The sequence below is a fragment of the Pseudomonas sp. NPDC088368 genome, assembly GCF_044753445.1.
In the GTDB taxonomy this organism is placed as follows: domain Bacteria; phylum Pseudomonadota; class Gammaproteobacteria; order Pseudomonadales; family Pseudomonadaceae; genus Aquipseudomonas; species Aquipseudomonas bambusae.
The window spans coordinates 803,740-816,470 of sequence record NZ_JBIVNG010000001.1 but is presented as its reverse complement, the minus strand read 5'-3'; the positions used below and the strand labels follow the sequence as shown (position 1 = coordinate 816,470).

The 12,731-nt window shown below is 59.5% G+C and carries 13 protein-coding genes and 1 pseudogene; 3 read left to right on the top strand and 11 right to left on the bottom strand.

Features of this window, described 5'->3' with window-relative positions:
- The 3 genes and pseudogenes from ACIQAL_RS03415 to ACIQAL_RS03405 all read left to right on the top strand — a co-directional run.
- The coding region (locus tag ACIQAL_RS03415) for a hypothetical protein (protein ID WP_401142344.1) at positions 1 to 202 on the top strand (202 nt) is incomplete at its 5' end.
- A gap of 101 nt (positions 203 to 303) precedes the next feature.
- Positions 304 to 1,080 (top strand): annotated as a pseudogene (locus ACIQAL_RS03410) (PAS domain-containing protein); the annotation flags it as partial.
- Between the two features lie 87 nt (positions 1,081 to 1,167).
- Complete coding sequence (locus tag ACIQAL_RS03405; RefSeq protein WP_401142412.1) at positions 1,168 to 1,617, top strand: methyl-accepting chemotaxis protein; 450 nt, start codon at positions 1,168 to 1,170, stop codon at positions 1,615 to 1,617.
- 214 nt (positions 1,618 to 1,831) lie between these two features.
- Here ACIQAL_RS03405 and ACIQAL_RS03400 read toward each other — a convergent pair whose 3' ends face one another.
- The 11 genes from ACIQAL_RS03400 to ACIQAL_RS03350 form a co-directional block, all read right to left on the bottom strand.
- The gene (locus tag ACIQAL_RS03400) at positions 1,832 to 2,836 is read right to left on the bottom strand and encodes a lysylphosphatidylglycerol synthase domain-containing protein (protein WP_401142341.1); all 1,005 of its coding nucleotides are present in this window, start codon (positions 2,834 to 2,836) and stop codon (positions 1,832 to 1,834) included.
- Complete coding sequence (gene clsB, locus ACIQAL_RS03395) at positions 2,833 to 4,083, bottom strand: cardiolipin synthase ClsB (RefSeq protein WP_401142338.1); 1,251 nt, start codon at positions 4,081 to 4,083, stop codon at positions 2,833 to 2,835. The genes ACIQAL_RS03400 and clsB overlap by 4 nt, the downstream gene beginning before the upstream one ends.
- Entirely contained in the window at positions 4,080 to 4,781 is a 702-nt protein-coding gene (locus ACIQAL_RS03390; protein ID WP_401142409.1) for an endonuclease/exonuclease/phosphatase family protein, read from the bottom strand. The genes clsB and ACIQAL_RS03390 overlap by 4 nt, the downstream gene beginning before the upstream one ends.
- A gap of 89 nt (positions 4,782 to 4,870) precedes the next feature.
- Positions 4,871 to 5,788 carry a DUF72 domain-containing protein gene (locus tag ACIQAL_RS03385; protein WP_401142337.1) on the bottom strand — a complete coding sequence of 306 codons (918 nt, stop codon included), beginning with the start codon at positions 5,786 to 5,788 and terminating at the stop codon, positions 4,871 to 4,873.
- Between the two features lie 437 nt (positions 5,789 to 6,225).
- Complete coding sequence (locus tag ACIQAL_RS03380; protein ID WP_401142335.1) at positions 6,226 to 6,861, bottom strand: CGNR zinc finger domain-containing protein; 636 nt, start codon at positions 6,859 to 6,861, stop codon at positions 6,226 to 6,228.
- A gap of 126 nt (positions 6,862 to 6,987) precedes the next feature.
- Positions 6,988 to 7,614: an adenylyl-sulfate kinase gene (gene cysC, locus ACIQAL_RS03375; protein WP_401142332.1), complete on the bottom strand. Its 627-nt coding sequence runs from the start codon at positions 7,612 to 7,614 to the stop codon at positions 6,988 to 6,990.
- A gap of 20 nt (positions 7,615 to 7,634) precedes the next feature.
- On the bottom strand, positions 7,635 to 8,429 hold the full coding sequence (locus ACIQAL_RS03370; RefSeq protein ID WP_401142330.1) for a class I SAM-dependent methyltransferase: 795 nt from the start codon (positions 8,427 to 8,429) through the stop codon (positions 7,635 to 7,637).
- Complete coding sequence (locus ACIQAL_RS03365; RefSeq protein WP_401142328.1) at positions 8,389 to 9,576, bottom strand: hypothetical protein; 1,188 nt, start codon at positions 9,574 to 9,576, stop codon at positions 8,389 to 8,391. Before ACIQAL_RS03365 ends, ACIQAL_RS03370 begins: the two co-directional genes overlap by 41 nt.
- Positions 9,577 to 9,611: 35 nt before the next feature.
- The gene (locus tag ACIQAL_RS03360; RefSeq protein ID WP_401142326.1) at positions 9,612 to 10,337 is read right to left on the bottom strand and encodes an SDR family NAD(P)-dependent oxidoreductase; all 726 of its coding nucleotides are present in this window, start codon (positions 10,335 to 10,337) and stop codon (positions 9,612 to 9,614) included.
- The gene (locus ACIQAL_RS03355; protein ID WP_401142323.1) at positions 10,334 to 11,071 is read right to left on the bottom strand and encodes a sulfotransferase family protein; all 738 of its coding nucleotides are present in this window, start codon (positions 11,069 to 11,071) and stop codon (positions 10,334 to 10,336) included. The genes ACIQAL_RS03360 and ACIQAL_RS03355 overlap by 4 nt, the downstream gene beginning before the upstream one ends.
- Positions 11,068 to 12,300: a transaldolase family protein gene (locus ACIQAL_RS03350; protein ID WP_401142320.1), complete on the bottom strand. Its 1,233-nt coding sequence runs from the start codon at positions 12,298 to 12,300 to the stop codon at positions 11,068 to 11,070. The genes ACIQAL_RS03355 and ACIQAL_RS03350 overlap by 4 nt, the downstream gene beginning before the upstream one ends.
- Positions 12,301 to 12,731: the final 431 nt, after the last annotated feature.

Sequence of the window (12,731 nt, the reverse complement as noted above, 5' to 3'; positions counted from 1 at the left end):
GAACCCTGACGCAGTCAGGGCCAAACCAGGAGCAGGGCCTTTTTGGTTACTTTTGTGGCTCTTGACAAAAGTGACCCGCCGTAAGGGCGGAACCGTAATCAGCCATTACCGCAGCATCGGATCTACACACCACTCAAAAATCCTGTACAAACCCGACGAGCTGTACAACATAAACTGTAGCTTTTTGATATCACGTTTGTGATGATCTCTGCACTGCAAAAGGAAACCGCAGCTGAGCATTGACCCATGCTCCATGGCCAAGGAAAGGCGCCCCTCGTCGTTCCATTTGCCTGAGCCGCCATCATGTTTTTCGACTCGTCCAAGAACAAGACCATCCAGGACCTGCAACTGACCGTCGCTCACCAGGCCAGTCTGCTGGAAGCCATCAGCCGCTCCATGGCGAGCATCGAATTCGACCTCAATGGCGTCGTGCTCAGTGCCAACGACAACTTCTACAAAGCCATGGGCTATCGCCCCGAGCAGGTGATCGGCAAAGAACACCGCATGTTCTGCACCCCCGACTACGCCCGCAGCGCGGAATACACGCAGCTGTGGTCACGCCTGCGCAGTGGTGAATTCGTCTCGGCGACGTTCCAGCGTGTGGCGGGAGACGGCAGCACGGTGTGGCTGGAAGCCAGCTACAACCCGGTGCGTGACGTCAGCGGCAAGGTGGTCAAGGTCGTCAAATACGCCATGGACGTGACCGCCCGCATTCAGGCCGAAAACGAATCACGCAACAAGCTGCAAGCCATCGACCGCGCCATGGCGGTGATCGAATTCGATCTGGACGGGCGCATTCTGTCGGCCAACGACAACCTGCTGCGCCTGATGGGCTACAGCCGTCAGGAGTTGATCGGAAAGAACCACAAGCAGCTCTGCCCTCCGGACCTGATCAACAGTTCCGAGTACCAGGACTTCTGGCGCCGGCTAAACAAGGGCGAGTTTTTCAGCGACCAGTTCAAGCGCGTCGGCAAGCACGGCCAGACGCTGTGGCTCGAAGCCTCGTACAACCCGCTGTACGACGCCAGCGGCAAATTGTGCAAGATCGTCAAGTTTGCCTCGGACGTCACGGCGCGCATCGAGAAGCACGAACAGGACGCCCACAGTGCCGCACAGGCGTATCACATTTCGGTCCAGACCCAGAAAGTCGCCGAGCAAGGCTCGCAGGTGATTCAGCAGGCGGCCGGGGAAATGCGTCAGATCTCGCAAAACATCGAGGACTCGTCGCGGATCATTGGCCAGTTGGGCGAGCGTTCCGAGCAGATCACGGCCATCGTCAACACCATTCACAGCATCGCCGATCAGACCAACCTCCTCGCGTTGAACGCCGCCATTGAAGCGGCACGGGCGGGTGATCAGGGCCGAGGGTTTGCGGTGGTGGCCGATGAAGTGCGGCAACTGGCGGGGCGCACCAGCCGCTCGACGCAGGAGATTTCGGAGATGATCCAGCTGATCCAGACCGAAACCCGACAGGCCATCGTCAGCATGGACAACACCCGCAGCAATGCTGCCAAGGGCGTGGACCTGGCGGATCAGGCGGGGTCAGCCATCGTGCAGATCAGCAACGGGACGAATGAAGCGGTGGATGCGGTGAGGATGTTTGCGGGGCGGGATTGATCGCAGAACATGGGGCTGCACTCAGCCCCTGTGGGAGCGAACAGTCGCAGATGGGATGGGCCGGGAAATTTTTCAACACACCGCAAACCCTCTGTGGGAGCGAATTCATTCGCGAAGGGCGTTCAGGCGATGGAGATGTGTCGGCTGCTCCTCCTTCGCGAATGAATTCGCTCCCACAGAGGGGGTCACCGTTCCGATCAAACCGTCGCGTTCATTAAACCTTGCGTGCCTCGTTCTTGCTGCGCATCGACTTGGCGCGTTTCTCCAGCACCAAATACACGACAAGCGCCAGCATCAACGGAATCAGGAAGTAGATCACCCGATACCCGATCAGCGCGGCCAGCAGTTGCCCTTTGCTGAACTGGTGCTGCATCAGGGCGATAAACACCGTCTCCAGCACTCCGAGCCCCGCAGGGATATGGGCGATGACCCCGGCGATGCTGCTGATCAGCAATATCCCCAGCACGGCCGGGTAGAAGGCCTTTTCCGGCAGCAAGATGTAGATCAGCAGCGCCATCAGCCCCCAATTCAACGCGCCTAGCAGCGCCTGTCGCAACGCTTGATTCAGCGACGGCAGCACCAGTTGTTGCTTGCGAATGGTGAAGGTGCGCTTCCTGGAAAACCGGCACGCGGTGAAATACCCGAAGCACACCACCAGCAATACACAGCCGATCAGTTGCAGCGTGGTGTCGCCGATCTTCCAGCCGTCGGGCAGGTCGATGAAGCCGCCCGCGAAGACGAACCCCGCCAGCAGCATGTAGCCCAGCCAGTTGGTGATCAGGCTCAGGCTGAGAATCCGGGTGATGGTCGGCACGTCCAGCCCGAGACGCGAGTACAGGCGATAGCGCAAGGCAATCCCGCCGACCCACGAACTCAGGTTGAGGTTGAACGCGTAGCAGACGAAGGTCACGGGCACGATCTGCGCCACCGACAGTTTGTGCTCGGTGTAACGCCGGGCGAGTACGTCGAAGCCGCAATAGGTCAGGTAACTCCCGGTCGCTACCAGAAAGCCCAACGCCAGGGTGCTGAGCTTGTAGGACTCCAGCGCGTGGGCCACTTCGTTCCAGTCCAGGTTCTTCATCAACAGGAACAGCATCACCGGCACGGCAATGAAGAAGAACAGCGTGAACCCGCGCTTGGCCCACGTCAGCCACGCCTTGTGTTTGCCAGCTGCCGCTGGTTTCTCGGCATGGGTCGATGCTTGCGTTACCCCGGTCATGACAATTTCTCCTGATCAGGCGACAGCTCGCCTTTGAGCACTTCGGCTTCGGGCAAGGCATCCGGCGCACGTACCGGTTTCAGGCGCGGCCCGTGCACCGGGAACAACCCGGCGATGGCCGGAAAATGCCGCAGAAAGTGAAAACTGAAGAAGATCATCGGCGCCCGCCACCACTGCCCTTTCGCCAGGCCTTTGAGGTTGGCCTGCTTGCTGTGAGTCGCTGCCAGTTCCTGCAAGTGTTCGTGCAGTTGGTGATTGAGCGCGGGATCGCGGATGAACAGGTTGGCTTCCAGATTCAGGGCCAGGCTCAGCGGGTCGAGGTTGCTGGAGCCGACGGTGGACCACTCCTGGTCGATCAGAGCGACCTTGCCGTGCAGCGCCCGCTGTTTGTATTCGTGAATCACCACGCCTTCGCGCAGCAGCCAGGTATAGGTCAGGCGCGAACACATGCGCACGAACGGCATATCCGGCTGGCCTTGCAGCACCAGCGTAACCTTCACCCCGCGCCGGGCGGCGTTGCGCAGTTCACGCAGAAACCGATAGCTGGGGAAGAAATACGCATTGGCGATGGTGATGCGCTGGGTCGCACTGCGCATGGCGAGCAGGTATTGCTCTTCGATGTCCGTGGTGTGGCGGCGGTTGTCCCGTTCGGCCATCAGCATGCGTGCGCTGCCTGCCCGACGAGTGACGACCTTGAGCGGTGTGAACGTCTTGCGCACGGCCGGGCCGAGCATGTTCAGGGTCGAGCGGTAGATGTCCGCCACAATAGGCCCACGCACCAGCACGGCGTAGTCCTGCTTGGCGGTGATGCCGGTGTCGGCCATGTGATCGACGCTGTAATTGATGCCGCCCATGAACGCCAGTTCGGCGTCGATCACCACCACCTTGCGGTGCAAACGACGAAACAGATTGGTGCGCATACCCATGAGTTTCGGGCGCGGGTCGAAGAGCTGGATTTGCACACCCGCCGAGATCATCGCCTGGACGAACGCGGTGCTCAGGTCGCTGGTGCCGTAGTCGTCGACGGTGATCACCACCCGCACGCCCCGACTGGCCGCTTCGATCACCGCTTGCTGCAAGCCCTCGCCTACCCGGTCTTCGAAGATGATGAACGTCTCGATCAGCACCTCTTCCCGCGCGGCACGAATGCACTCGAACACGCGGCCAAAAAAGTCCTCGCCGTTGATTAACAGCTCGGCAGAGTTACCGTCTTGCCACACACCACATCGGTCACTGAATGGCTTCACAACGTCACCTCCACCGCCAGCGGCGCGTGATCGGAAAGGTGCGACCAGGGCCGGTTCGACAGCACTCTGGGCGCGCGGATCTGCGCATTGCGCACGTAAATGCGGTCCAGCCGCAGCAGCGGAAAACGCGCCGGAAAACTTTTCGCCGGGGCGCCGAACGATTCGACGAACACTTCGCGCAGTCCGGTCGGGACCAGCGCGGCATCGGCCTTTTGTCGCCAGTCGTTGAAGTCGCCGGCGATGATCACAGGGTCGTCCGGCGGCAGCCGTGTCACCAGATCGGCCAGCAGTTTGAGCTGCTGCTGGCGGTGCACTTCCTTGAGGCCAAGGTGCACGCAAATGGCGTGGACTTCGCCGAAACGCGGCACGTCCAGCACGCAATGCAGCAGGCCGCGCTCTTCGGTGCCGAGGATCGAGATATCGAGGTTTTCGTGGCGGATGATCGGGTATTTCGACAGCAGCGCATTGCCGTGATGGCCGTGGGGATAAACCGCGTTGCGCCCGTAGGCGAAGTCGTTCCACATGCTGTCGGCGAGGAATTCATACTGCGAGGTGGTCGGCCAATTCTTGACCTTCTGCGCGTGGTTTTGCTGCTCGCCATGGACTTCCTGCAGGAACACCACGTCCGCCGACACGCTGCGCACGGCATCCCGCAACTCGGGCAGGATGAAGCGGCGATTGAGAAAGCCAAAGCCCATGTGCATGTTCATGGTCAGCACGTTCAACGTGATCTCGGTCGACGCGGCCTGGCGTCGGCTGGCGATGTCTTCAGGGTTCAAGGCACGGGTCACAACGTCACTCCTTGCAGATCGCCGGGGGCGACTTCCAGATCGGCGGTCAGCTCGAAACGTTCCAGCAAGCTGCGGGCGTCATAGGGCGCGCGCACTTTGATGTCGTTATCGAAGTAGCAATAGATGTCCCGGGATTTGCGTGCCCGAGGGGCCTTGAGTTCGGCGAGGTGCGCGTCCTTGGGTTGCGAGCCGTGCCGCCACACGTCGATCCGGTCGCCCCAGCGTTTCAGTGCCTTGGGGGTGTAGCCGCTGGCGTACAGCTGTTTGTCACCGTGCAGGCGCAGGTAGACGAAATCGCAGGTCAGGTCTTCCAGATAGGGCCACTTGCCCGCGGTGTCGGCGACCACCAGCGCAACTTTGTAGGTGCGCAGGAGCTTGGTGAATTCGGGGACAGCGAAGCTTTCATGGCGGATCTCCACGGCGTGGCGCAGGCGGGCTCTGGCGGGGATGTCGAGGTATCCGGGTTTTTCCATGCGCTCGGCACAGCCTTTCGCGCAGGCCTTGGCGGCCTTCCCGTCGTGGGGCAAATGCTTGAGGAAGGCTTCGAATTTCTCGGCGTCGTATTTGAAACTCGGGGGAAACTGCCAGAGAATCGGGCCGAGTTTTTCCTTGAGCTGGAAAATGCCCGAGGCAAAGAAGTTGGCGAGCGCTTCGTCGATGTCGTTCAGGCGTTTGACGTGGGTGATGTAACGCGGCGCCTTGAGGCTGAACACAAAGCCCTTGGGAGTGTCGGCGTACCAGCGGGCATAGAGGTCCGGCGACTGCAGAGAGTAGAACGAGCCATTGATTTCAATGCTGTTCACCGCTCTGGAGGCGAATTTGAGTTCGTTTTTCTGGGCCAGACCTACCGGGTAGAAATCCCCGCGCCACGGCACATAGCGCCAGCCCGATATGCCGATGCGGATATCGCTCATGCAAGTGCTCTCTGTGCTCGACCTCACGGCGGGTGCCGCGACGGCTCTGAACAAGAGATATGAAGCTTGAGAACGGGGCAGGTTCCGTGGTTTTTGTATGAGGTAGGCCGGTGCGCGCATAACGGTTGCCCTGGCACCGCCTCCGCCCGAAGAGCGGAGGAACTGGCATGCCTTCTCCTACGGCCTTCGGACAGAAGCAGATCGATGCACACGCACGATTGCTTTTGACTCTGGCCGGAGGCCGTGGGAGTTGGCTTGCCTACGATCTGGCGCGTAGCGGCAGTAAAAACCTGCCACCTCGGTTGTGCCAGGTACACCGCGTGCACAGGATTTACTGCCGCTGCGGTCGAGCGCGACCCCGGGTAGATCGCAGGCAAGCCTTCTCCCACGCCCTTCGGGCAGAAGCAGAATGCGTCGGCCTCAAGACTGTCAGCGCTTCAAACTGCCCCCACCGCCCGCTTCGCCTTTTCCTTGGCCCCGCACACGTTCATCTGGCACCACCGCCGACGCCCGTTTTTGGAGGTATCCAGAAACAGCCAGTCGCAATCCGGGGTCCCGCACACTTTCAATCGCGCCAGATCCGGCGACGTCAGTAATCCCGCCGCCTGCACGGCCAGACGCCCGATAAAGCCCGCGACCATGTCATCCAGGGTTTCGAGCCCACGCCAGCGCCAAAGCACGCCCATCGGCGTTGACACCAGCGTCCGTTGCGCCACTGTCTCGACCAGCATGGCGTTCAGGGTCTCCAGCGCCGAGACATCCGCCGCGCGCTCCAACGCCAGACCGAGGAACAATCGATACAGCGACTCGCGCACAGCGATCAGGCGCTTGAAGGCGGTGACCGTATGCCAGGACGACTCCCCCACCACCTCCAGCAATCGCTGATGCTCATCTGGCTCGATCAGACCCGCGTGTCTGAACCAGTGCACGATGTCTTCGAGGTTCGACAGTTTGTCTACCACCTCCGTCAATGAGCTGCCAGGGCGCCGACCGTCGCAACTGTTCAGGTAGTCGAGCACACTCACGCCGCCGACCAACCGGATGGCGTTGATTTTCAACTGACCGATGGACATCGCCCGCCCCTGCCATTGATTGAGCAATCAATAATGGCAGAGATGGCCGCAGTCGCTGACTTTTCTGACAGCCGTGACAGCAAAATCGCGCGTACGGCCGTTTTTACGGCGTCGAGACCCGGAGGGCTATAAACCGGAGGCTACAGCCCTTTCAGGCGCCCTTAACCACTCATCAATCACGGCCGCCGCTTCGCACACCCCAAGCTGATCGCTGCGAATGTGCACCTCTGGCCACACCGGCGCCTCGTACGCCGAATCGATACCCGTAAAGCCACGAATCTCACCCTGCCTCGCCCGTCGGTACAGGCCTTTTGGGTCACGTGCCTCTGCCACCGCCAACGGCACATCGACGAACACCTCGACGAAACGTTCGTTGCCGATGATCGAACGGGCGTGATGCCGAGACGCACGGGAAGGTGAAATCAGCGCGACCAACACCGTCAGCCCTGCATCTGCCATCAGCGCCGCGACTTCCGCGACCCGACGCACGTTTTCCTCCCGATCAAGGTCGGAAAAACCCAAGTCCCGACACAGACCTGTGCGTACGCTATCGCCATCGAGAATGCAGGTGTTTAACCCGCGCGCCCGCAAGATCGGATTCAGATGATCAGCCAGAGTGGATTTCCCCGCCGCCGACAGCCCGGTGAACCAGATCACACGCGGCCACGAGGCGCCCGAGGTGACCGCGAACGAGCGAAACGGATAGGCGACCAAATGCGTGGCCGCAGGAAAAAAATGCTGGGGACTGTTCATGGGTTCGCCTCCCAGGCGTATCAGGCGATGGCCTGGTGAATGATGAAGTCCGCGTGCATCGGGTCGTAGACCCGCTTGAAATCACCGAAACTTTGCTGGATCGAAAAGCCTGCCGCCCTGAGTTCACTGCGCAACTGCGCCGGAAGGAGGGGAAACACCCGCAACTGATAGCGGGCGCCGTCGGCGAAGGTGTAGACAAACTCACACAGCGAGTCATGCAGCGCGCCAATGGTGACCTTCGCCGTCTTGCCGCAGTAGTAATACTGACCGGATGACGTGAAATGCCCGGCAAGGATGGCCTGAAAGTTTCGTTGATCGATCAGCAACATCCCCCCCGGTTTGAGCAGGCCGCGAAAGCGGCGCAGCGCCTCGATCCGTTGCTCCCGGTCGAAGAGGTGGCAGAGCGAGCTGCCCAGGCACACCACGGCATCGAATGATCCAAGCCGATGCCTTCGTTGCAGACGATTCAGATCAGCCCAATCGCTCTGGTAGATCGGAATATGGATGTCGAGTCGCCCCAGGTTGGCCCGCGCCTGCTGAACCATGGTCGGGCTGCCGTCGCAGGCTGTGACATCGAAACAGGCTTTGCGCAACTGGGCGGCATGATAGCCGCTGCCCGTGGACGCGTCGAACACCCGGCAGGCCCCGGCGGCGAGTAACAGATCGGTGAAAAAATGCCCTTCACCTGCAGCGCGTTTGTCCCAATCGATCAATTCGTCCCAGCGGCTGACGAAATCGGCGTTGTATTGACGGGCGTAATCGGCGTCCGCCGGATCAGCCAACCTGACGGGTGAAGAGGCTTGGTTGAGTAACATGGCTAGCTCCCTGCTGGCGGATTTTATCGGCGAACGCCTGGTATTTACGGCCCAGTTCGCAGGCATGAGCCGCTGCGTCCTGCACCTTCATTTCATGCATGAAATAGCCCAGCATCGTTTCCATGACGTGCATCTGCTCCCGGCCAAACTCGACGGAGCCATCCGCGTGGATGATGTCGATGCCGTCCTGTTGCTGACCGATCTCGTTGAGTTTGATCGCGACCTCACGCTTGAGGCCGTACGGCAGGCCCAGCAAGACGCGCCCCATGCCCACCTTCACCGGATACCCGCCCGGCAAACCGTCCGGACCCGGCGCATGAAGATGGGCTTCGGTGTCGGAAAACAGATGTTCGATCACCGAAACCGCCGACATGGCTGTGAGGTATTGCCCGTCGATCCCGCCCAGTCGCCGGAAGGTGTCGCACACGCAGCCGAAAATATCCCGGTCGCGGAAGTAACCGGTGTATTCCTTGTCGCCAATCCAGTACGTCAGGTCGAAACTGGCGTTCGGTGGCAGTCCACGCCGTGGCACGTAATGGCTGAAATAATGCTGACCCACGAGTTTGATCTTCACTTCCTGCGGCTCGCACCGGGCCAGTCGCGCAATGGCGCTGCGGGTCGCCGGGACGAGGTTGGCAATGTTGCCAATCCCCACTGTTGGCGCCATGCCCACCTTGTACAGTACGGCGTTGACCGCATCGGGAAACGCCGCGTTGACGACCAGACTTTTCGGGCACGCTTGTTTCACGGCCCGCATCAAGGCGTAGGCGGGTGCAAGGTGCATGGGCAGCCAAGGCCCGAGTTGCGCCTGATCGAGCGCCTCGAACGTGGCCTTCGGCAATTGGGTAATGACCCGCCAGGATTGGAGCGACGCGCAGTTGAGAATGATGTCCGGCCTGATGAGCGCCAGGGTTTCTGCATTGCGCTCGATGTCCGATTCGATGAGGTCCATCTTCCAGCACTGGATGTGCGCCTGCACGTTCAGTTGCAGTGCGGCCAAACGGACCAGATTGCTGAGTCGTGTGACGTTTTCCGGGTCGCGGCTGGCGACGTGAAATTCGAACTGATCACGGGGCACGAGGATTTGCAAAATCTGCAGGCACAGATTCCCGCCACCGACGATAAGCAGCCTTTTTTTGCGTTGCATGATGAATCTCCAGAAGCGATTACGTTGCGCCGGGACTAGCGCGGGTAGGCCCCGTTATCCACTGCGATGACTTTTCCCGTGAGATGGCGGCTGTGATCGGAAAGCAGAAACATGATCACGTCAGCGACGCCTTCGGGCTCGATGGGGTCCTTGAGAACTTCCTGACGCTCGTACTCTTTGCGGCGATGCTCAGGAATGCGGTCGTGGATCGAGGTGTTGCGGATCAGCGCGGGCGACACGGCGTTCACCCGAATCCGTGGGGCGAAATTCCAGGCGTTGGCTTTCGTCAGCCCGATGACGCCCGCCTTGGTGGCGCCGTACAGCGCGTCCATGCTGCCGACTTCACCGGCCACTGAGGTGATGTTGATGATGTTGCGAGTGTGTGGGGCGTGCACCTCTCGTTGGGCAAAGTCCTTGGACAGGTAGACCAACGACTTGAGGTTCACGGCCCAGATCTCTTCGATTTCTTCGTCGCTGTAGTCGTAGACACTTTTACCGTGATAGAGGCCAGCGTTGTTGATCAGCCCATAGAGCGCGCTGTGGTGCTGATACAGGTTGCCGATGAAGTGCTTGTAGACGTCAGGGAGCGAAAAGTCGACGAGGTGGGTTTCCAGGTAGTTCACTTGGATTTCATTCTGCAAACTGCGCAATCCCTCTCTGTCTTTGTCGGCGGCAATCACGTAATACCCTGCCTCCACGCAGGCCTTGGCGGTGGCTTTGCCGATGCCGTTCCCTGCGCCGGTAATGACGATCTTCTTCATGAAGGCTCCTGCTGCACGAACTGGTTCATGCGCTCATAAAACGGTCGGTGAATGCGGTAGTACGCCATCAGGTGCGGGTGGGTCTTGAGGGGGAGATCGTCGAATGTGTCAGCTGAAGCAACGATGCCACTGCTACGCTCGGCGACCCGGTGCCAGCTGCGCCAGGCTTTCCATTGCGGCGGGCAGGAGGGTTCCCACCTCAGGGCGTGTGGCAGAAATTCCACCTGCAAGTGATCGCAGAGTTTGCGCACGGTGTGTTCCGGGCGTTTCGCCAGATCATCGCCATTGACGACGTAGGGAATTTTTCCGGTGAGCTTGGTCACGCGACAGAAGATCTCGTAGAGCGCACGATGACCGATGGCGTCCATGGTCATCTGCTCGAACATCGCGAAGTGCGACACGATGCTCCGGGCGGGCTCGCGGATGATGAACACGTGCTGCTGTTCCAACAAGAATTCGGCGTCGGCGCCCAACTCGTCCGGGCAGTGGTAGCACATGTCCTTGTGAAACACATGGCGCCGCTGGCGGGTCGAGCGCAGCAATGCCTTGACGCCCTCATACGTGCGCGGCAATCCACAGTTCAGGTCGTCATGAGGGATGGCGGACTGCTCATCGAAGGCGACGGAGGCGAAGGGTTCGTGAAACACCTCGAAATCACCCCGTTCGATAAACACTCGCTCCAGCGCCGTTGAACGAGAGCGAGGGTGCGCCCAGAGCGCGATCATGCGATTCATGATGCACGCTCCATGGGCGATCGCATCGGGGCGCTGATTGACTGGGCACGCGGCGTGTACCCTGCGGCAATGCCTTTGACGAAAGCGAGCAACGTGTCCTCCCCGTCAGAGGCATATTGGCTCGCCGTGCGGAACGCCGGGTGCGCGGCGAACTGCCAGGGCGCGAGATCGCCTTCAAAGTACGCTTGATTGAAATAAGGAATCGCGATGAGTCGTTGCAACACGCGCTTGGGCATCTGCACCCATCCACCCGCCGGGGTAATCGGCTGCTTCTGCAGTTGACGGCGAATCAGGAACGCGATGATCTGCGGGGTCAGGGTGTAGAGGGTCGTATCGGCTCCCGTGCGTTGCAGGTGCCAGCAGTGTTCCCGGCCGCAGGCATCAATGTCGATTTTCAGGCTGCACAGCAGCAGGCGGGCGGGGGTCTGATGACGTCGCATCAAGGCCTGTATGGCTTGATAGACCGCGATTTCAGCCCAGCGTCGGTCCGATGCAGTCAGCCGCAACCGCCGCCGCTCGGCCTGGAGCTCGAACTCCCTCTCAGCGCCGAGTCGACCGATCATGAAGCTGATAACGTACTGCGCGGAGTCAGTATTGACGCCCCGAAGCCTGGCGCGCAGTTGCCCCGCGTTAATGGCCTTGAGGCACGCCGCGACTTGAGAGACCGTGAAACAGAACGTGTTGTTGATGGAACATCCCTGCGCCACCAGGTCTTCAATGGCCTGATAGCCCTCCTCACTGCCAGGCACCTTGATCATGACGTTGGGTGCCAGAGCGGCCAATTGCAGCCCTCGTGCGACCATCGCATCAGCGGTCATCCCTTGCGCACCGGGGATCTGCGCGGACAACCAGCCCTGTCGACGACGTGACGCCTCCCAGAGCGGCGCCATCGTGGCGGCACCGAGGGTGATCACGTGGTCGTAGAGTTGGCGTGCCTTGTCGGCATCGCTGAGACTGGCCGTTAATCCGGACAGAAAATCACGCCATCGCCGTGGCTCGCTCAAGACAGCCTGAGTAATTAAACAAGGGTTGGTAGTTGCGCCACTCATGCCGTTCAAACCTGTAGCGAGCGCGTCCGGCATCCACTGTTCAATGACGCCGGACATGCTCGGGTATTTCATGAGCAGTGTGTGTTTAAACGCGATGTATGTCGTTGGAGAAGAGTCCCACCATACTTCGGAATCCATATTTCTTTGTTTTAAAAGGCGAACGAATTCAGGGACATCCATGAGGTAGAGTCCTTTCTGCGATTTTTTGTGAGTCAACAAGAGGTCCCAAAGAATTCTGGGCAAAATGCCAGTCTATTCAGACTGATAGTCCGGGGCTTTGAACCGTCGGAGCTAAAGATGGATCCAAGCGAATGCCCTGTCAAATCCGTTTTGACGGTTTTTTAATCACGAATGGTTATAAGAAACAGCTAAGACCTCATTAACAATTCAAAACTATTCAACCCCGATTTTTATATTCATTTGAATATCCCCGAACGGAGAGAAACTTAGCAGTATCAGAACATAAGTAATACCTAATTGAACATTTCAAATAGTCTTACGATTCACAGGACTCACATTAATTATGAAAACTCACTCAGTTATGGCGCCTTTTAACTAACGGCAGCGCAACACGTTACGAGAGGCGCTCAATGCATCGTTTTAACGTTAAT